Here is an 18,869-nt window from a genome sequence, read left to right on the forward strand (position 1 = left end):
GCGAGCAAGCCCGCTCCCACATTTGATTTGTGCCAAGGCTGAAATCCATGAACCCAAGCAACGATCTGCCAAGCCGCCTGCTTACTCAACTCATTCCCTGGCGCAACGCCGTCACCTGGCGCATCGCCTTCTCCGGCGGCCTCGACTCCACCGTCCTGCTGCACCTGCTCGCGACCCTTTCGCAACACCACGCCTTGCCCGCGCTGAGCGCTATCCATGTGCATCACGGACTCCAGGCGGTGGCCGAGGCGTGGCCGGATCATTGTCGTTCGATCTGCGCAGCCCTGGGCGTGCCCCTGGACGTGGTGAGTGTGCAAGTGCGCTCTGGCGCCAGCGTCGAACGCGCCGCCCGGGAGGCGCGTTACGCAGCCTTCGTCGCGGCGATCCACAGCAATGAAGTGCTGCTCACCGCCCAGCATCGTGATGACCAGGCCGAAACCCTGCTGTTTCGCCTGCTGAGGGGGGCAGGGGCGAGGGGCCTGGCGGCGATGCCACGGCAGCGACCGTTGGGCCGGGGACATTTGCTGCGGCCCTTGCTCGATGTGTCCCGGGCGGAGCTGGAAGCCTATGCGAGGCAGCATGGCTTGAGCTGGATCGAAGACCCGTCCAACGACGACCATCGGTTCGCGCGCAATTACCTGCGACAGCGGGTTTTTCCGGTGCTTGCCGAGCAATGGCCTCAGGCCTCGGCGACCCTGGCTCGCAGCGCCGGGCACATGGGTGAAGCCCAAGGCTTGCTGGACGATTTGGCGCAAATCGACCTGGCCCAGGCCGCGACCCCAGGCGCGTTCGACTGGCTGGGGCTGCAATCCCTGGCGCTGGCGCCGTTGCGAGCGCTGTCGCCGGCCCGTCAGCGCAACGTCTTGAGCCACTGGCTGGCACCGATGACCCTGCTACCCGACACCGATCACTGGTCGGGCTGGGACTCGTTGCGCGATGCCGCCGACGATGCCAGGCCGATCTGGCGCTTGGCCGGCGGCGAGTTGCACCGAGCCGCCGGGCGGGTCTGGTGGTTATCCGACCACTGGCTATGTTCGCAGCCAGGCGCCGTCGACTGGGTCGATCCCATGCTGGCGCTGTGCTTGCCGGGCAATGGTCGGGTGGTGCTCAACGGCACGCCGCCTGCGGGACCGCTTTGCGTGCGCTATCGTCAAGGCGGTGAGGTGCTGGCGTTAGCGGGGCGTGGCCATCGTGATCTCAAGCGTTTGCTCAATGAAAAGGGCGTGCCGGGGTTCGTTCGCGTCCGATTGCCGCTGCTCTATCAGGGCGAGCAATTGCTGGCGGTGGCCAACCTGGCCGGGCTCGATGCAGAGGCTGATGGCAGTTGGCAATTGATCTGGACGCCAGGAAGCCAAGATCTGGGTTTGAGCTGAAAGGGGCTTTCCGGTAGACTACGCTCCCTTCTTGATACAACTTCTGTGGATTCGCCTGAATTGCAGGAGTTGCCGATTACCAAGCAGTCTTTGCTGGGCGATTCCAAAAAATGTGTAGCGAGCAACGTACCGGTGATTTCACTTCCGGTCTGTCCCAACGCGGCGGTTTTTTTGAAAGGTGCACTGTGATTAATGCAGGTGATCGGGGGCTTCGGCCTTCCTTCGCTTTCCCCGGCGGCTCGGACCGCTTTAACGCAGACTTCTAGGGTTTTTCATGACGCGCTACATATTCGTCACGGGCGGTGTTGTTTCTTCATTGGGGAAAGGCATTGCCTCGGCTTCATTGGCGGCCATCCTGGAGGCGCGGGGACTTAAGGTCACCATGCTCAAGCTGGACCCGTACATCAACGTCGACCCGGGCACCATGAGCCCGTTCCAGCACGGCGAAGTGTTCGTCACCCACGACGGCGCCGAGACCGACCTGGACCTGGGCCACTACGAGCGGTTCATCCGCACGACCATGACCCAGAACAACAACTTCACCACCGGCCGTGTCTACGAGCACGTGCTGCGCAAGGAACGCCGTGGTGACTACCTGGGCGCGACCATCCAGGTCATCCCGCACATCACCGACGAAATCAAGCGCCGTATCATCAAGGGTGCGGGCGATGCCGACGTGGCGATGGTCGAGATCGGCGGCACCGTGGGCGATATCGAGTCCCAGCCGTTCCTCGAAGCCATCCGCCAGTTGCGTTTCGAAATCGGCGCCAAGCGCGCGATGCTGATGCACCTCACCCTGGTGCCGTACATCGCCACCGCCGGCGAAACCAAGACCAAGCCCACCCAGCACTCGGTCAAGGAACTGCGTTCCATCGGCCTGCAGCCGGACGTGCTGATCTGCCGCTCCGATCACCCGATCGACATCTCGTCGCGTCGCAAGATCGCCCAGTTCACCAACGTTGAAGAGCGTGCGGTCATCGGTCTGGAAGACGCCGACACCATCTACAAGATTCCGGGCATCCTGCACTCCCAGGGCCTGGACGATTTCGTCGTCGAGCGTTTCGGCCTGCAATGCGCCAGTGCCGATCTGTCCGAGTGGGAAGCCGTGGTCGATGCCAAGCTCAACCCGGAACACGAAGTCACCATCGCCATGGTCGGCAAGTACATGGAACTGCTGGACGCCTACAAGTCGCTGATCGAGGCGATGAGTCACGCCGGCATCAGCAACCGTACCAAGGTCAACCTGCGCTACATCGATTCCGAAGACATCGAGAACCAGGGCACCGGCCTGCTCGAAGGCGCCGATGCGATCCTCGTGCCGGGCGGCTTCGGCCTGCGGGGCGTGGAAGGCAAGATCACTGCCGTGCAATACGCTCGCGAAAACAAGGTGCCTTACCTGGGGATCTGCCTGGGCATGCAAGTGGCGGTCATCGAGTTCGCCCGTAACGTGCTGGGCTGGAAAGACGCCAACTCCACTGAGTTCGACCGCGCCAGCGGCCATCCGGTCGTGGGCCTGATCACCGAGTGGGAAGATGCCACCGGTGCCGTGGAAGTGCGCACCGAAAGCTCGGACCTGGGCGGCACCATGCGTCTCGGCGCCCAGGAATGCCTGCTCGAAGCCGGCTCCAAGGTGCACGATTGCTACGCCAAGGATGTGATCGTCGAGCGTCACCGTCATCGTTACGAAGTGAACAACAACCTGCTGCCGCAACTGATCGAGGCCGGCCTGAAAATCTCCGGTCGTTCCGGTGACGGCGCGCTGGTGGAAGTGGTCGAGGCCCCGGATCACCCATGGTTCGTCGCCTGCCAGTTCCACCCCGAGTTCACCTCGACGCCACGGGACGGTCATCCGTTGTTCAGCGGTTTCGTGAAGGCCGCGTTGGCTCAACACCAGAAGAAGGCATAAGACGATGGCCCAGAAGATCATCCGCGTCGGCGACATCGAGATTGCCAACGACAAGCCCATGGTGCTGTTCGGCGGCATGAACGTGCTGGAAAGCCGCGACATGGCGATGCAGGTCTGCGAAGAGTACGTGAAGGTCACCCAGAAACTGGGGATCCCTTATGTCTTCAAGGCCAGTTTCGACAAGGCCAACCGTTCGTCCGTGACCTCCTATCGTGGCCCAGGCCTGGAAGAAGGCATGCGGATCTTCCAGGACATCAAGCAAGCCTTTGGCGTGCCGATCATCACCGACGTCCACGAGCCTGCCCAGGCCGCGGTCGTCGCCGAGGTCTGCGACATCATCCAGTTGCCGGCCTTCCTGTCGCGCCAGACCGACCTGGTGGTCGCGATGGCCAAGACCGGTGCAGTGATCAACATCAAGAAGGCCCAGTTCCTCGCCCCCCAGGAGATGAAGCACATCCTGAGCAAATGCGAAGAGGCCGGCAATGACCAGTTGATCCTCTGCGAGCGGGGTTCGAGCTTCGGCTACAACAACCTGGTGGTGGACATGCTCGGCTTCGGCATCATGAAGCAGTTCGAATACCCGGTGTTCTTCGACGTGACCCACGCCTTGCAGATGCCCGGTGGTCGTTCCGACTCCGCCGGCGGTCGCCGTGCCCAGGTTACTGATCTGGCCAAGGCGGGCATGAGCCAATCCCTGGCCGGCCTGTTCCTCGAGGCCCACCCCGATCCAGACAACGCCAAGTGCGATGGTCCTTGTGCCTTGCGTTTGAACAAGCTGGAACCCTTCCTGTCTCAGCTCAAGGCGTTGGACGAGCTGGTCAAGGGTTTTCCGACGATAGAAACCGCGTAACGCGGTTTTCTCCGGTAAAGTACCGCTCGATTATCGCTCTGGCCTGCGGGCCGGGCGTTATCGTCGGCAAGCCTGCCCGCTGCTCTATACCCGCCGACGGTAAAAGATTTCCTCTCGCTGCGTCGTTTTCGTCAACTTTGGAGTGTTTACAACAATGGCAAAAATCGTCGACATCAAAGGTCGTGAAGTTCTCGACTCCCGTGGCAACCCCACTGTTGAAGCGGACGTGCTTCTCGACAACGGTATCATCGGCAGCGCCTGCGCGCCGTCCGGTGCTTCCACTGGCTCGCGCGAAGCGCTGGAGCTGCGTGATGGCGACAAGAGCCGTTACCTGGGCAAGGGCGTGCTCAACGCCGTCGCCAACATCAACGGTCCGATCCGCGAATTGTTGCTGGGCAAGGATCCTGCCGATCAGAAAGCCCTCGATCACGCGATGATCAAGCTCGACGGTACCGAAAACAAAGCCACACTGGGCGCCAACGCGATCCTCGCCGTGTCCCTGGCCGCTGCCAAGGCCGCTGCCCAGGACCAGGACCTGCCGCTGTACGCTCACATCGCCAACCTCAACGGTACCCCGGGTGTCTACTCGATGCCGGTGCCGATGATGAACATCATCAACGGCGGCGAGCATGCCGATAACAACGTCGACATCCAGGAATTCATGGTCCAGCCGGTTGGCGCCAAGACCTTCTCCGAAGGCCTGCGCATGGGCACCGAGATTTTCCATCACCTCAAGGCTGTGCTCAAAGCCCGTGGCCTGAGCACTGCAGTGGGCGACGAAGGCGGTTTCGCACCGAACCTGGCGTCCAACGAAGACGCGCTGAAAGTGATCTCCGAAGCCGTGGCCAACGCGGGCTACACGCTGGGCACCGACGTGACCCTGGCCCTGGACTGCGCCGCCAGTGAGTTCTTCGAAGACGGTAAGTACAACCTGTCCGGCGAAGGCCAGGTGTTCACCGCCGAAGGTTTCGCCGACTACCTCAAGGGCCTGACCGAACGTTACCCGATCATCTCCATCGAAGACGGTCTGGACGAGTCCGACTGGGCCGGCTGGAAGATCCTCACCGACAAGATCGGCGAGAAGACCCAACTGGTGGGTGACGACCTGTTCGTGACCAACACCAAGATCCTGAAAGAAGGCATCGACAAGAAGATCGCCAACTCGATCCTGATCAAGTTCAACCAGATCGGCACCCTGACCGAAACCCTGGAAGCCATCCAGATGGCCAAGGCCGCCGGCTACACCGCCGTGATCTCCCACCGCTCCGGTGAAACCGAAGACTCGACCATTGCCGACCTGGCCGTGGGCACTGCGGCAGGTCAGATCAAGACCGGTTCGCTGTGCCGTTCCGACCGCGTTTCCAAGTACAACCAATTGCTGCGTATCGAAGAGCAACTGAATGGCAAGGCCAAGTACAACGGTCGCGCCGAGTTTCGCGGTTAAGCGGTAAATGGTAAAAAGACAGCGGATTAGGTCGCAAAAGTCGCCATGGCGGCGGTTTTGCCTCTAATCTGATGCCTTATCAAGCACAAGCCTGGATTCTCCAGGCTTCGTGCTATCAGACGCTTCAAAGTTTGGCATGGCGGTCTTTTTTCACTGGATACCTGATATTCGATGCGCAGTCCCAATTGGTTGTTTCTTGTCTTGCTCATGTTGCTGGCCGGCCTGCAGTACCGCCTGTGGGTGGGCAGTGGCAGCCTGGCGCAAGTGGCCGACCTGACTCAGCAAATTGCCGACCAACATGCTGAAAACGAGGCACTGCTGGAGCGTAATCGGGTGATGGACGCGGAAGTGACCGAGTTGAAAAAAGGCATGGAGACCGTTGAAGAGCGGGCTCGACATGAACTGGGCATGGTCAAGGAGGGTGAAACCCTCTATCAGTTAGCCCAATGAGTATGCGTTTGCCGGCCTTCTGGGCCGTGATTCCTGCCGCGGGCGTTGGTGCCCGGATGGCCGCCGATCGTCCCAAGCAATACCTGCAACTGGGCGGACGCACAATTCTTGAACACAGCCTCGGCTGTTTCCTCGACCACCCCACCGTCAAGGGCGTGGTGGTCAGCCTTGCACACGATGATCCTTACTGGCCGACCCTGGCCTGCGCCAGCGACCCACGCATCCAGCGTGTCGACGGTGGCGAGCAACGTTCGGATTCAGTGCTCAATGCCTTGCTGCACTTGCACGAGCAAGGCGCCGACGATCACGACTGGGTGCTGGTGCACGATGCGGCCCGGCCCAACCTGGCCCGGGACGACCTGGACACGCTGCTCAGCGAGTTGGCGACCGATCCGGTCGGTGGCCTGCTGGCTGTCCCGGCGCGCGACACCCTCAAGCGCGTCGACAAACACGGCCGCGTGCTGGAGACCGTTGATCGCAGCGTGATCTGGCAAGCCTACACGCCACAGATGTTCCGCCTCGGTGCCTTGCATCGGGCCTTGGCCGACAGCCTGGTGGCGGATGCGGTGATTACCGATGAAGCGTCCGCCATGGAATGGGCGGGGCAGGCGCCTCGGTTGATCGAAGGGCGGGCCGATAACATCAAGATCACCCGGCCGGAAGACCTGGAGTGGCTGCGCCAGCGCTGGGCGAACCGGCATTAAGCCGGATCTGTTTCCTCGTTGGATCGTCATCGTTTGGGCCGGCGCCATCGCGAGCGAGCTCGCTCCCACAGTGGGTTGGGGTGAACACTTGACCATCATTCGACGATAATCCCTGTGGGAGCGAGCTTGCTCGCGATGGCGTCACCCCAGACGACAAAAAACCACTGTCATCCCCGATACTCCGGCCGCTCAGCCAACCCTTCCTTCAAGTAATCCACCAACTTGCGGACCTTCGGCGACAGGTGTCGCTGCTGTGGATACAACGCCCACACCGCCGTATTCGGCGGTTGATGAGCCTCCAGCAGCGAGATCAATGCACCACTGTGCAAATGCTCCAGCACGTAATAATCCGGCAGTTGGCACAACCCCACCCCTTGCAACGCCGCATCGAGCACCGCTTGCCCACTGTTGCAGCGCCAGTTTCCCTGCACTCGCTGGGAAAATTCCCGCCCATTCTGCTCCAGCTGCCAGATGTCGGAGCTGCCGATCAGGCAATTGTGACGGCTCAATTCCGACACGCTGTGGGGGCGGCCGTAGCGTTCCAGATAAGAGGGAGACGCGCACACGTACATGCGTCGCGGCGCCAGGCGCGTGGCGACCAGGCGAGAGTCCTGCAAGCGACCCAGGCGAATCGCCAGGTCCAGGCTCTCATGCACCAGGTCCAGGGGGCGATTGCTCAGCTCGATGTCGACCCGCAACTGCGGGTAAAGCCCCATGAACCGCGTCACCAGCGGCACGATAAACCGCTCGCCATAGGCCACGGCGCAGGTCATGCGCAGCATGCCCTTGGGTTCGCTGGCCAGGTCGCCGACGGCCCGCAGTGCTTCCTCGCGTCCGTCCTGCAGGCGCTGGCAATGCTGCAAAAAGGTTTGCCCGGCTTCGGTCAGCGTCACCCGGCGGGTACTGCGGTACAGCAAACGTGTTTGTAGACGTTCTTCGAGCCGTACGATTTGTCGACTGATATGGGAGGACGATACCCCGAGGCGCTCGGCGGCAGCGGTGAATTGGCTGCATTCGGCCACCGCCACAAATTCGTCGATGCCTTCCCAGCGGTTATCGGACATGAAGGATTATCCCTGTACGGCAATAATGTTTTGCTTTTGGCTGGATTATTCATTGTCTGGCGGAGGATTACACTCCCGGACCTGTATTTATTTGCTGGAGAAACCCGGATGATCAAGTCGCGCGCTGCCGTTGCCTTCGAGGCCAAGAAACCCCTGGAAATCGTTGAGGTCGACGTGGCCATGCCCAAGGCGGGCGAAGTGCTGCTGCGCGTGGTGGCTTCCGGTGTCTGCCACACCGACGCCTACACCTTGTCGGGCGCCGACCCGGAAGGCATCTTCCCGTCGATCCTGGGCCATGAAGGCGGCGCCATTGTCGAAGCCATCGGCGAAGGCGTGACCTCGATGGCGGTGGGCGACCATGTCATTCCGCTGTACACGCCTGAGTGCGGCCAGTGCAAATTCTGCAAGTCGGGCAAGACCAACCTCTGCCAGGCGATTCGCGCCACCCAGGGCAAAGGCCTGATGCCGGACGGCACTTCGCGTTTTTCCTACAAGGGCGAGACGATTTTCCATTACATGGGCACCTCGACATTCTCTGAGTACACCGTGCTGCCGGAAATCTCCGTCGCGAAGATTCAAAAAGAAGCCCCGCTGGAAAAGGTCTGCCTGCTGGGTTGCGGCGTCACCACCGGCATCGGTGCGGTGCTCAACACCGCCAAGGTCAAACCGGGTGACACCGTGGCAATCTTCGGCCTGGGCGGCATCGGCCTGTCGGCGGTAATCGGCGCCGTGAAGGCCAAGGCCGCGCGGATCATCGCCATCGACATCAACCCGGCCAAGTTCGAAATCGCCAAGCAACTGGGTGCCACCGATTGCGTCAACCCGAAAGACTTCGACCGTCCGATCCAGGAAGTGATCGTGGACATGACGGACGGCGGCGTGGACTTTTCCTTCGAGTGCATCGGCAATGTCCAGTTGATGCGTGCGGCCCTGGAGTGCTGCCACAAAGGCTGGGGCGAGTCGGTGATCATCGGCGTGGCCGGTGCCGGCCAGGAAATCGCCACCCGTCCTTTCCAACTGGTGACCGGGCGCGTCTGGCGCGGTTCGGCCTTTGGTGGCGTGCGCGGTCGCAGCGAATTGCCAAGCTATGTGGAAATGGCCGAAAAGGGCGAGATCCCGCTGGATACCTTCATCACCCACACCATGGGCCTGGAAGATATCAACAAGGCGTTCGACCTGATGCATGAAGGCAAGAGCATCCGCACCGTTATCCATTTCTGAGGTCGGTCATGAGCCTGGAAAACATTTCTTGCCAGAAAAGCTTCGGCGGCTGGCACAAACGTTACCGGCACCGTTCCGACGTGCTGGGTTGCGACATGGTGTTTGCCGTGTACCTGCCACCGCAAGCGGAGCAGGGCGGCAAGTTGCCTGTTCTGTACTGGTTGTCCGGGTTGACCTGCACCGACGAGAACTTCATGCAAAAGGCCGGTGCCCAGCGCATGGCCGCCGAACTGGGGCTGATCATCGTCGCGCCGGACACCAGCCCCCGTGGCGCCGATGTGCCGGGCGATCCGGACAATGCCTGGGACTTCGGCCTGGGGGCGGGTTTTTATCTGAACGCCACGCAGGATCCATGGGTGCGGCACTATCGGATGCATGACTACGTGGTGCAGGAATTGCCGGCGCTGGTCGAAGCGCATTTCCCAGCCTCGGACAAGCGCGGCATCAGTGGTCACTCCATGGGCGGCCACGGTGCGCTGGTCTGCGCCTTGCGCAACCCCGGGCGTTACCGTTCGGTGTCGGCCTTTTCGCCGATCAACAACCCGATGGATTGCCCATGGGGCCAGAAGGCTTTCTCCCGTTACCTGGGGGAAGACCGTTCGAAATGGCGGGAATGGGATGCCTGTGCATTGATTGCCGAGGCGCAGGAGAAGCTGCCGTTGCTGGTGGACCAGGGTGATCGCGATGATTTCCTGGCCAACCAACTCAAGCCCGAAGCGCTGCAACAGGCGGCCAAATCCGCCGGCCATCCGTTGGAGCTGCGCCTGCAACCGGGCTACGACCACAGCTACTTCTTCATCGCCAGCTTCATTGACGACCACTTGCAGCATCATGCGCGCGCTCTAAACGTCTAATGCAGGTAGAATCACGCCCTGACAAAAATCGGGGCGTTTTTTTATGCGTATTGGCCACGGCTACGATGTTCACCGTTTCGCTGAAGGCGACTTCATTACCCTGGGCGGCGTGCGGATCGCACACGGCTTCGGGCTGCTTGCGCATTCTGACGGTGACGTCCTGCTGCACGCCTTGAGCGATGCACTGCTCGGCGCGGCGGCCCTGGGAGACATCGGCCAGCACTTCCCCGACACCGACCCCAAGTTCAAGGGCGCCGACAGCCGCGTGCTGCTTCGCCATGTGGTCGCGCTGATCCACGCCAAGGGCTGGAAAGTCGGCAATGTCGATAACACCATCGTTGCCCAGGCCCCCAAAATGGCCCCGCACATCGAAGCGATGCGCCACTTGATCGCCGAGGATCTTCAAGTTGAGTTGGACCAAGTGAACGTGAAAGCCACCACCACCGAGAAGCTTGGTTTCGTCGGTCGCGAAGAAGGCATTGCCGTCCATTCCGTTGCCTTGTTGCTGCGCCCATGACCGAACTGGAACTGTTGGGGCCGCGGGCCTACGGCGAACCGCTGGGCAGTGCGGTACTCAAGGCCACCGCTGAAGATTTCCAGGTCGATGAAGTGCTCGACATCCCGTTGACCGGTGACGGCGAGCACTTGTGGATCTGGGTCGAGAAACGCGGCTTGAACACCGAAGAGGCTGCCCGGCGAATCGCCAAGGCCGCCGACGTGCCGTTGCGCACCGTCAGCTACGCCGGGCTCAAGGACCGTCAAGCCCTGACCCGCCAATGGTTCAGTGTCCAATTGCCAGGCAAGGCTGATCCTGACTTGTCGGCGGCAGAGAACGACACGCTGAAGATCCTCAAGACCGCACGCCACAAGCGCAAGCTTCAACGTGGGGCCCATTCGGCCAACGGCTTTACCTTGCGCCTGACCCAGTTCAAGGGCGACGCGGCGGCGATCGACGCGCGTCTGCAACAGATTGCCCGCTTGGGCATTCCCAACTATTTTGGCGCCCAGCGTTTCGGCCATGACGGCGGCAATGTCGTCGATGCCCGTGCCTGGGCGGCACGCAAGGCCTTGCCGGAGCAGCGCAATGTGCGCTCGCGGTTGTTGTCCACCGCCCGCAGCTTTCTGTTCAACCGGGTGCTGGCGGCGCGGGTCGCCGACGGTACCTGGCAGCACGCCCAGGTGGGCGACTTGCTCGCCTTCACCGACAGCCGCAGTTTCTTCCCCGCCGGTGAGGCTGAGTGCAGCGACCCACGCCTGGCCATTCTCGACCTGCATCCGACCGGGCCCCAGTGGGGCGAGGGGCCTTCGCCTGCCGCCGGCGCGACGTTCGAACTGGAACAAGCCGTTGCCGCGGGCGAGGCCGACTTGCGGGACTGGTTGATAAACGCGGGAATGAGTCACGAACGTCGCATCCTGCGACTGCCCATTGGCGGGCTGTCGTGGCATTATCCCTCGCTAGACATTCTGCAACTGGAATTCGTCCTGCCGGCCGGATGTTTCGCCACTGTCTTGGTGCGCGAACTCGTCGATCTGGTGCCGGTGGGGCAGACGGACAGCCCATGCGTATTCTGATTTCTAACGACGACGGGGTGACAGCACCCGGTCTTGCCGCGCTTTATGCTGCGCTGGCGGATTTTGCCGAGTGCGTGGTCATCGCCCCGGACCAGGACAAAAGCGGCGCCAGCAGCTCGCTGACGCTCGACCGTCCTTTGCACCCCTGCTATCTGGACAACGGTTTCATCAGCCTCAACGGCACCCCGACCGATTGCGTGCACCTGGGCCTCAACGGCCTCTTGGAGCGTGAGCCGGACATGGTGGTGTCGGGTATCAACCTGGGGGCCAACCTGGGGGATGACGTGCTGTATTCCGGCACGGTCGCCGCCGCCCTGGAAGGTCGTTTCCTGGACAAGCCATCGTTTGCCTTTTCGTTTGTTTCGCGACAGGTCGATAACTTGCCGACCGCTGCCTACTTCGCCCGTAAACTGGTCGAAGCCCACGGCGAGTTGGAGCTGCCACCACGCACGGTGCTGAACGTGAATATCCCCAACCTGCCGCTCGATCACATCCGTGGCATCCAGCTCACCCGCCTGGGCCACCGTGCCCGGGCCGCCAAACCGATGCATGTCGTCGACCCGCGCGGCAAGGCCGGTTACTGGATCGCCGCTGCCGGTGATGCCGAAGACGGCGGGCCGGGCACTGATTTCCATGCGGTGATGCAAGGTTATGTCTCGATCACGCCGTTGCAGTTGGACCGTACCTTCAACGACGCCTTTCGAAATCTCGATGGCTGGCTGGAGGGGCTGCGCTGATGGCTCGTGAGCAAGACGATATGCTGCGCCGCGGAATCGGCATGACCTCCCAGCGCACCCGTGAACGACTGATCCAGAGGCTCTACGAAGAAGGCCTGTCCAACGCCCAGGTGTTGGAAGTGATTCGCCGCACACCGCGCCATCTGTTCGTCGATGAAGCCCTGGCCCACCGCGCCTATGAAGACACGGCGTTGCCGATCGGCCACAACCAGACCATTTCCCAGCCGTACATGGTGGCCCGCATGAGCGAGTTGCTGCTGGAAGCAGGGCCATTGGACAAGGTGATGGAGATCGGCACCGGTTCGGGTTACCAGACGGCAGTGTTGTCGCAGTTGGTCGAGCGGGTGTTTTCCGTCGAGCGGATCAAGGTCCTGCAGGATCGCGCCAAGGAGCGTCTGGCCGAGCTGAACCTGCGCAACGTGGTGTTTCGTTGGGGCGATGGCTGGGAAGGTTGGCCGGCCTTGGCGCCGTACAACGGCATCATCGTGACCGCCGTGGCCACCGACGTGCCCCAGGCCTTGCTGGATCAGTTGGCCCCCGGTGGCCGGTTGGTCATCCCGGTGGGCGCCGGTGAAGTCCAGCAACTGATGCTGATCGTGCGCGAAGAGCACGGTTTTTCGCGGCACGTCCTGGGTGCTGTGCGGTTTGTGCCGTTGCTCAATGGACCGTTGGCCTGAGCATTTACAAACGGACGCTGAATTCTGTAGCCACGCCTGTGTCTTACAGCGGCACGGATTCGCTGAACAGCGCCCAAGAGCGTCGAGCAAACGTGTGCGACGGCACCGTGCGCTTCATTAATAGAGGCGCGGTCGTCGCCAGCTATATTTGTATGAACGCTGCCTGGACAGGCAGCCTCCAATTTTTTCAGCCACCACAAAGGGAGCGGCGGGTGAGTCTCACAGTCATTGCGCAGCGTATGGGTATCACGAGCTTTCAGCGCCTGGTGACTGGCCTTGTCTTGAGCACTTTGCTGGTCGGTTGTTCCAGTACGCCGTCGAGCAATGTCCGGGTTGTCGATCGCAACAGCGCAGCACCTCAACGTCCTACGGTAACGACCGGCCAATATGTAGTCCGTCGCGGCGATACCCTGTTTTCCATCGCTTTTCGCTACGGCTGGGACTACAAAGCCCTCGCGGCGCGCAACAACATTCCTGCGCCTTATACGATTCACCCCGGTCAGACGATTCGCTTCGATGGCCGTAGCGGTTCAACGCCTACCGCGGTGGTGACACAGTCGGGTTCGACGCCTTCGTCATCGAGCAAAACCACGGTCATCCGCCGGCCGGTGGGGGCTGGGACGGCGGTAGTACCGTCCGTCGCGAGCAAACCAGCCCCTGCTCCGATGCCTCCCGCAGGCCCCGCCCCGACCGGCTGGGGATGGCCTTCTAATGGCGTTCTCATTGGAAAATTCTCTTCAAACGGTAGTTTGAATAAAGGAATTGATATCGCCGGGGATTTGGGACAGCCTGTTTTAGCTGCGTCTGATGGCACGGTTGTGTACGCCGGGAGTGGTTTGAGGGGCTACGGCGAACTCGTCATCATCAAACACAGCGATACCTACGTCAGTGCCTACGGTCACAACCGCAGGCTGTTGGTTCGGGAGGGGCAGCAGGTCAAGGTCGGACAGACAATTGCCGAAATGGGATCAACGGGAACAGACCGGGTGAAACTGCATTTTGAGATTCGCCGACAAGGTAAACCCGTCGATCCGCTGCAATTCCTGCCGCGACGTTGATTTGATTGTCAGCCTGTTCCGTCACGTAGAGGGAACAGGCTCCAGCGTTGCCAAGGATAAAGGCGTCGCTTGAGCTTGAGGTCGAACTCACCAAAGGACTATAACAATGGCTCTCAGTAAAGAAGTGCCGGAGTTTGACATCGACGATGAGGTTCTCCTTATGGAGACCGGCATCGCTATGGATTCGATGTCGAATGATGAAGGGGCGACTCCACCTTCCGTTCGTGCCAAATCCAGACACTCCGCTTCACTTAAACAACATAAGTACATCGATTACACCCGGGCGCTGGACGCCACTCAGCTGTACCTCAACGAAATCGGTTTCTCGCCACTGCTCTCCCCCGAGGAAGAAGTTCATTTTGCGCGGCTGTCGCAAAGTGGCGACCCGGCCGGTCGAAAACGCATGATTGAAAGCAACCTGCGCCTGGTGGTGAAAATCGCCCGACGCTACGTCAATCGCGGGCTTTCGCTGCTGGACCTGATCGAAGAGGGCAACCTGGGCCTGATTCGCGCCGTCGAGAAATTCGACCCCGAGCGCGGCTTCCGCTTCTCGACCTACGCCACCTGGTGGATCCGCCAGACCATCGAACGGGCGATCATGAACCAGACCCGGACGATCCGGTTGCCGATTCATGTGGTCAAGGAACTGAATGTCTACCTGCGGGCCGCCCGTGAGTTGACCCAGAAACTCGACCATGAACCTTCACCCGAGGAAATCGCCAACCTGCTGGAAAAACCGGTGGGTGAGGTCAAGCGCATGCTTGGGCTCAACGAGCGGGTCTCCTCGGTGGATGTTTCCCTGGGGCCGGACTCGGATAAAACCTTGCTCGATACCCTCACCGATGATCGACCTACCGATCCGTGCGAGCTGTTGCAGGACGACGATCTGTCCCAGAGCATCGACCAGTGGCTCTCGGAGCTGACGGACAAGCAACGGGAAGTGGTGATTCGCCGCTTCGGCTTGCGGGGGCATGAAAGCAGTACCCTTGAAGACGTTGGCCTGGAGATTGGACTGACCCGAGAGCGGGTCCGGCAGATCCAGGTGGAAGGCCTCAAGCGTCTCCGGGAGATCCTGGAGAAGAATGGCCTGTCGAGCGAGTCGCTGTTCCAATAACCCGAGTGCAGCGCAGCAAGAAAAGCCCCGACTGGTTCGGGGCTTTTCTGTTTTTGAGCAGATGTAGTGAGCATTACGCTATGCGATGCACACTTGTGGCGAGGGGATTTATCCCCGTTGGACTGCGCAGCAGTCCCAAATGATTGAATTGAAACACCGCGGGTTCTGTTTCAGGGCCGCTTTACGCCCCAGCGGGGATAAATCCCCTCGCCACAAGTGCGTTGCTACGCCTTCTCTATTTATAGATTCAGCGTGTAAGCCTTTGCCTAGTGTTGCGTAAGTGAACGGTTTCTCATGGGCTGGACAGACAGCTATAAGCGTCGAGATATTTTTGTAATTCTATGATTTATAAAGATTTTTATTTTGTGAATGTCGCGTGACAGCCCACCCCACCTGTATCAGTCGCGTTGCACTCGCCTGGGAAAATACTAATATCTGTCCTGTGTCGACGGACAGACACACCCGTCAAGGATGATGGGAACGGAAGGACATCGCAGGATGCGATTCATCAGGACGATGAATAGGATTAAAGGGATTAGGGAAAAAATGTGGGCGGGTCAAACCGCCCCTTTTTTTTGCCTGCGATTTCTTGAATCCGGAAAAGCAAAAAGGCCCGCAAGGGGCCTTTTCAGCGAACGATGGGTAATCAGCGTTCCAGGTCTGCGATCTTGCCAGTCTTGCCATCCCACTCTTCAGCGTCTGGCAGGGCGTCTTTCTTCTCGGTGATGTTCGGCCAGATGTCCGCCAGTTCAGCGTTCAGCTCGATGAAGTTCTCCATGCCGGCCGGCACTTCGTCTTCCGAAAAGATGGCATTCGCCGGGCATTCCGGTTCACACAGGGCACAGTCGATGCACTCATCCGGGTGAATGACCAGGAAATTCGGCCCTTCGTAAAAGCAGTCCACCGGACACACTTCTACGCAGTCGGTGTACTTGCACTTGATGCAGTTGTCGGTGACGACGAAGGTCATTTCTCATTCTCTCCTCAGGCGGCGGCAGCGAATCCCCTTCACGGTTGGGGTCGCCAGGTTCGGGAGCGGTAGTCTGCGAACCAGGCTAAAAGTCCGCAGCATCCCAAACCGCGCGAGATTCTAACAGCTTGAAAGCCAGTGCGTTAGATCCGTGTCTTCAATGTATAGAGCAAATCCAAAGCCCGGCGTGGCGTCAGGTCGTCCAGATCGAGCTTGGCCAGTTCATCGAGCACCGGATGAGGCAGGCTGGCGAACAGGTCGCTTTGTTGTGGCGCGGCCGGTTTACCCTTGCTCGGGCGCGGTGCTTCGTGGGGCAGGCTGGTGGTTTCCAGGCGGCTCAGGTGCTCGCGGGCACGGCTGATCACTTCGCTCGGCACGCCAGCCAGTTGCGCCACTGCCAGGCCGTAGCTCTGGCTGGCCGGGCCAGGCAACACGTGGTGCAGGAAGACGATGCGTTCATTGTGCTCGGTGGCATTGAGGTGGACGTTGGCCACCAGCGGCTGGCTTTCCGGCAACACGGTGAGTTCGAAGTAATGGGTGGCGAACAGCGTGTAGGCTCGCAGGTGCGCGAGGCGCTCGGCCGCAGCCCAGGCCAGGGACAAGCCGTCGAAGGTACTGGTACCGCGTCCGACTTCGTCCATCAGCACCAGGCTGCGTTCGGTGGCGTTGTGCAGGATGTTCGCGGTTTCGCTCATTTCCACCATGAACGTCGAACGTCCACCAGCCAGGTCGTCGCTGGAACCGATCCGGGTGAAGATCCGGTCCACCAGGGACAATTCGCAACTGGCCGCCGGGACGAAGCTGCCGATGTGGGCCAGCAGCACGATCAACGCGGTCTGGCGCATGTAGGTGGATTTACCGCCCATGTTCGGACCGGTGATCACCAGCATGCGGGTGTTGTCGTCCAGGCTCAGGTCGTTGGCCACGAACGGCGTGGTCAGAACTTGCTCGACCACTGGGTGACGACCCTGGCTGATGCGCATGCACGGCTCGCTGACGAAACGTGGGCAGTTGAGGTCCAGGTTCAGCGCGCGTTCGGCCAGGTTGCTCAGCACATCCAGTTCCGCCAGGGCGCCGGCGGTGTCCTGTAACGGCGGCAGTTGGCTGATCAGATCCTCGAGCAGCGCTTCGTAGAGCATCTTCTCCCGGGCCAGGGCGCGGCTCTTGGCCGACAGCGCCTTGTCTTCGAACGCCTTGAGTTCCGGGGTGATGAACCGCTCGGCGCCCTTGAGGGTCTGGCGGCGAACATAATCGGCCGGGGCCTGTTCGGCCTGCTTGCTCGGCAATTCGATGAAATAACCGTGGATGCGGTTGTAGCCGACCTTGAGGTTAGCCAGACCCGTACGGGCTTTTTCTCGGGCTTCGAGGTCGATCAGGAACTGGCCGGCGTTCTCGCTCAGCGCTTGCAGCTCGTCGAGTTCGGCGTCGTAGCCGGTTTTCAGCACGCCACCGTCACGGATCACCGCCGGCGGGTTGTCGATAATGGCTTTTTCCAGCAGCGCGGCCAGCTCCGGGTAGGTGCTGGTGGTGCGCGCCAGTTGTTGCAGGTGCGGTGCTTCGAGGTCGGTCATCGCCACCTGCAGTTCAGGCAACGCGCCGAGGGCATCGCGCAAGCGCGCCAGGTCACGTGGGCGAGCATTGCGCAGGCCGATCCGTGCCAGGATTCGCTCGATGTCACCGATTTCCTTGAGTTGCGGTTGCAACTGCTCGAAGCGATAGCGATCCAGCAGGCAGGTAATGGAGGACTGGCGCGCCAGCAGCACGGTCAGGTCCCGCAGCGGGCGATTCAACCAGCGGGTCAGCAGGCGGCTGCCCATGGCGGTCTGGCAGCGATCAACCACCGATTGCAAGGTGTTGTCGCGTCCGCCGGCCAGGTTGGTGTCCAGTTCCAGGTTGCGGCGGCTTGCGCCGTCCAGCACCACGGTGTCATCCAGGCGTTCGTGCCGCAGGCTGCGCAAGTGGGGCAGGGCGGTGCGCTGGGTTTCCTTGGCGTAGGCCAGCAGGCAACCGGCCGCGCCGATGGCCAGGGTCAGGTTCTCGCAACCGAAGCCCTTGAGGTCCTGGGTGGAAAACTGCTGGCAGAGACTTTTCAGCGCCGAGTCGCGCTCGAAATCCCACGGCGCCCGACGCCGCACGCCTCGGCGTTTTTCTGCCGGCAGGTCTTTGGGCCAGTCATCCGGGATCAACAGCTCCACCGGATTGACCCGCTCCAGCTCCGCCAGCAGGTTTTCCCAGCCCTTGATTTCCAGCACCGAGAAGTTACCGCTGGTGATGTCCAGCACCGCCAGGCCGAACAAGCGCTCATCGCCCAGCACCGCGGAGATCAGGTTGTCCCGGCGTTCATCCAGCAAGGCTTCGTCACTGACCGTGCCCGGGGTGATGATCCGCACCACCTGGCGCTCCACCGGCCCTTTGCTGGTGGCCGGGTCGCCGACCTGCTCGCAAATCACTACGGATTCGCCGAGCTTGACCAGTTTCGCCAGGTAACCTTCCGCCGCGTGGTAAGGAATCCCACACATCGGAATCGCCATGCCTGCCGATTGCCCACGCGCCGTCAGTGTGATGTCCAGCAGCTTGGCGGCCTTCTTCGCGTCCTCGTAGAAGATCTCGTAGAAGTCGCCCATGCGGTAGAACATCAGCTGGTCGGGGTGCTGGTTCTTCAGGCGCCAGTATTGCTGCATCATGGGCGTGTGGGAGGAGAGGTCGTTCACGGCGGTATTCATGGGTGTCAGGGAAGCTCGTTGAAAGGTGTGGGGCAAAAGGAGGGGCGTTGGCCCGGCTTTTCCGCGATGGGCGCAAGGTTAACATGGGTGGTCGGGGGGGACCCAGGCATGAGTGGTTTTTGGGGTTGGGTGTATGTGGGATTGGGGGCATA

Annotated in this window: 17 protein-coding genes; 14 read left to right on the forward strand and 3 right to left on the reverse strand. The window is 61.0% G+C overall.

Features of this window, described 5'->3' with window-relative positions; genetic code table 11:
* The first annotated feature begins 47 nt into the window (after positions 1-47).
* From tilS to ispD, 6 genes are all read left to right on the forward strand, one after another.
* Complete coding sequence (gene tilS, locus ACMTA2_RS06720) at positions 48-1,373, forward strand: tRNA lysidine(34) synthetase TilS (RefSeq protein ID WP_413794219.1); 1,326 nt, start codon at positions 48-50, stop codon at positions 1,371-1,373.
* Between the two features lie 274 nt (positions 1,374-1,647).
* Positions 1,648-3,279 carry a CTP synthase gene (pyrG, locus tag ACMTA2_RS06725; RefSeq protein ID WP_003198266.1) on the forward strand — a complete coding sequence of 544 codons (1,632 nt, stop codon included), beginning with the start codon at positions 1,648-1,650 and terminating at the stop codon, positions 3,277-3,279.
* 4 nt (positions 3,280-3,283) lie between these two features.
* Entirely contained in the window at positions 3,284-4,129 is an 846-nt protein-coding gene (gene kdsA / locus ACMTA2_RS06730) for a 3-deoxy-8-phosphooctulonate synthase (protein ID WP_053152762.1), read from the forward strand.
* Between the two features lie 154 nt (positions 4,130-4,283).
* Positions 4,284-5,573 carry a phosphopyruvate hydratase gene (gene eno / locus ACMTA2_RS06735; protein WP_413794220.1) on the forward strand — a complete coding sequence of 430 codons (1,290 nt, stop codon included), beginning with the start codon at positions 4,284-4,286 and terminating at the stop codon, positions 5,571-5,573.
* A gap of 171 nt (positions 5,574-5,744) precedes the next feature.
* Entirely contained in the window at positions 5,745-6,023 is a 279-nt protein-coding gene (ftsB, locus tag ACMTA2_RS06740; RefSeq protein WP_413794221.1) for a cell division protein FtsB, read from the forward strand.
* Entirely contained in the window at positions 6,020-6,727 is a 708-nt protein-coding gene (ispD, locus tag ACMTA2_RS06745) for a 2-C-methyl-D-erythritol 4-phosphate cytidylyltransferase (protein WP_413794222.1), read from the forward strand. Before ftsB ends, ispD begins: the two co-directional genes overlap by 4 nt.
* Positions 6,728-6,894: 167 nt before the next feature.
* On the opposite strand, the gene ACMTA2_RS06750 is transcribed toward ispD, so the two are convergent.
* Positions 6,895-7,791 carry a LysR family transcriptional regulator gene (locus tag ACMTA2_RS06750; protein ID WP_413794223.1) on the reverse strand — a complete coding sequence of 299 codons (897 nt, stop codon included), beginning with the start codon at positions 7,789-7,791 and terminating at the stop codon, positions 6,895-6,897.
* A 108-nt stretch (positions 7,792-7,899) separates the two neighbouring features.
* Here ACMTA2_RS06750 and ACMTA2_RS06755 point away from each other — a divergent pair, with 108 nt between their 5' ends.
* The 8 genes from ACMTA2_RS06755 (at position 7,900) to rpoS (ending at position 15,024) form a co-directional block, all read left to right on the forward strand.
* The gene (locus ACMTA2_RS06755; RefSeq protein ID WP_413794224.1) at positions 7,900-9,012 is read left to right on the forward strand and encodes an S-(hydroxymethyl)glutathione dehydrogenase/class III alcohol dehydrogenase; all 1,113 of its coding nucleotides are present in this window, start codon (positions 7,900-7,902) and stop codon (positions 9,010-9,012) included.
* A gap of 8 nt (positions 9,013-9,020) precedes the next feature.
* Positions 9,021-9,866 (forward strand): S-formylglutathione hydrolase, encoded by an 846-nt coding sequence (gene fghA, locus ACMTA2_RS06760; RefSeq protein ID WP_413794225.1) that lies wholly within the window; start codon positions 9,021-9,023, stop codon positions 9,864-9,866.
* Between the two features lie 43 nt (positions 9,867-9,909).
* Complete coding sequence (ispF, locus tag ACMTA2_RS06765) at positions 9,910-10,383, forward strand: 2-C-methyl-D-erythritol 2,4-cyclodiphosphate synthase (protein ID WP_413794226.1); 474 nt, start codon at positions 9,910-9,912, stop codon at positions 10,381-10,383.
* Positions 10,380-11,438: a tRNA pseudouridine(13) synthase TruD gene (truD, locus tag ACMTA2_RS06770; RefSeq protein WP_413794227.1), complete on the forward strand. Its 1,059-nt coding sequence runs from the start codon at positions 10,380-10,382 to the stop codon at positions 11,436-11,438. Before ispF ends, truD begins: the two co-directional genes overlap by 4 nt.
* A complete protein-coding gene (gene surE / locus ACMTA2_RS06775) occupies positions 11,426-12,175 on the forward strand; it encodes a 5'/3'-nucleotidase SurE (RefSeq protein WP_038856712.1) in 750 nt (249 codons plus the stop codon). The genes truD and surE overlap by 13 nt, the downstream gene beginning before the upstream one ends.
* 41 nt (positions 12,176-12,216) lie before the next feature.
* Positions 12,217-12,852, forward strand: a complete 636-nt coding sequence (locus tag ACMTA2_RS06780) for a protein-L-isoaspartate(D-aspartate) O-methyltransferase (protein WP_413795603.1) — start codon at positions 12,217-12,219, stop codon at positions 12,850-12,852.
* A gap of 212 nt (positions 12,853-13,064) precedes the next feature.
* The gene (locus ACMTA2_RS06785) at positions 13,065-13,910 is read left to right on the forward strand and encodes a peptidoglycan DD-metalloendopeptidase family protein (RefSeq protein WP_413794228.1); all 846 of its coding nucleotides are present in this window, start codon (positions 13,065-13,067) and stop codon (positions 13,908-13,910) included.
* A 106-nt stretch (positions 13,911-14,016) separates the two neighbouring features.
* Complete coding sequence (gene rpoS / locus ACMTA2_RS06790) at positions 14,017-15,024, forward strand: RNA polymerase sigma factor RpoS (protein WP_047227588.1); 1,008 nt, start codon at positions 14,017-14,019, stop codon at positions 15,022-15,024.
* A 646-nt stretch (positions 15,025-15,670) separates the two neighbouring features.
* Here rpoS and fdxA read toward each other — a convergent pair.
* Together fdxA and mutS are read right to left on the reverse strand one after the other, a co-directional pair.
* Positions 15,671-15,994 (reverse strand): ferredoxin FdxA, encoded by a 324-nt coding sequence (gene fdxA / locus ACMTA2_RS06795; RefSeq protein ID WP_030139464.1) that lies wholly within the window; start codon positions 15,992-15,994, stop codon positions 15,671-15,673.
* A 143-nt stretch (positions 15,995-16,137) separates the two neighbouring features.
* Positions 16,138-18,705, reverse strand: a complete 2,568-nt coding sequence (gene mutS, locus ACMTA2_RS06800) for a DNA mismatch repair protein MutS (protein WP_413795604.1) — start codon at positions 18,703-18,705, stop codon at positions 16,138-16,140.
* Between the last annotated feature and the right edge of the window lie 164 nt (positions 18,706-18,869).

It is taken from the genome of Pseudomonas medicaginis (assembly GCF_965119365.1).
In the GTDB taxonomy this organism is placed as follows: Bacteria; Pseudomonadota; Gammaproteobacteria; order Pseudomonadales; family Pseudomonadaceae; genus Aquipseudomonas.

Excerpts from the sequence above, each read along its gene's own strand:
- tilS (WP_413794219.1), top strand. The coding sequence starts at position 48 with ATGAACCCAAGCAACGATCTGCCAAGCCGCCTGCTTACTCAACTCATT.
- pyrG (WP_003198266.1), top strand. The coding sequence starts at position 1,648 with ATGACGCGCTACATATTCGTCACGGGCGGTGTTGTTTCTTCATTGGGG.
- kdsA (WP_053152762.1), top strand. The coding sequence starts at position 3,284 with ATGGCCCAGAAGATCATCCGCGTCGGCGACATCGAGATTGCCAACGAC.
- eno (WP_413794220.1), top strand. The coding sequence starts at position 4,284 with ATGGCAAAAATCGTCGACATCAAAGGTCGTGAAGTTCTCGACTCCCGT.
- ftsB (WP_413794221.1), top strand. The coding sequence starts at position 5,745 with ATGCGCAGTCCCAATTGGTTGTTTCTTGTCTTGCTCATGTTGCTGGCC.
- ispD (WP_413794222.1), top strand. The coding sequence starts at position 6,020 with ATGAGTATGCGTTTGCCGGCCTTCTGGGCCGTGATTCCTGCCGCGGGC.
- ACMTA2_RS06750 (WP_413794223.1), bottom strand. The coding sequence starts at position 7,791 with ATGTCCGATAACCGCTGGGAAGGCATCGACGAATTTGTGGCGGTGGCC.
- ACMTA2_RS06755 (WP_413794224.1), top strand. The coding sequence starts at position 7,900 with ATGATCAAGTCGCGCGCTGCCGTTGCCTTCGAGGCCAAGAAACCCCTG.
- fghA (WP_413794225.1), top strand. The coding sequence starts at position 9,021 with ATGAGCCTGGAAAACATTTCTTGCCAGAAAAGCTTCGGCGGCTGGCAC.
- ispF (WP_413794226.1), top strand. The coding sequence starts at position 9,910 with ATGCGTATTGGCCACGGCTACGATGTTCACCGTTTCGCTGAAGGCGAC.
- truD (WP_413794227.1), top strand. The coding sequence starts at position 10,380 with ATGACCGAACTGGAACTGTTGGGGCCGCGGGCCTACGGCGAACCGCTG.
- surE (WP_038856712.1), top strand. The coding sequence starts at position 11,426 with ATGCGTATTCTGATTTCTAACGACGACGGGGTGACAGCACCCGGTCTT.
- ACMTA2_RS06780 (WP_413795603.1), top strand. The coding sequence starts at position 12,217 with ATGACCTCCCAGCGCACCCGTGAACGACTGATCCAGAGGCTCTACGAA.
- rpoS (WP_047227588.1), top strand. The coding sequence starts at position 14,017 with ATGGCTCTCAGTAAAGAAGTGCCGGAGTTTGACATCGACGATGAGGTT.
- fdxA (WP_030139464.1), bottom strand. The coding sequence starts at position 15,994 with ATGACCTTCGTCGTCACCGACAACTGCATCAAGTGCAAGTACACCGAC.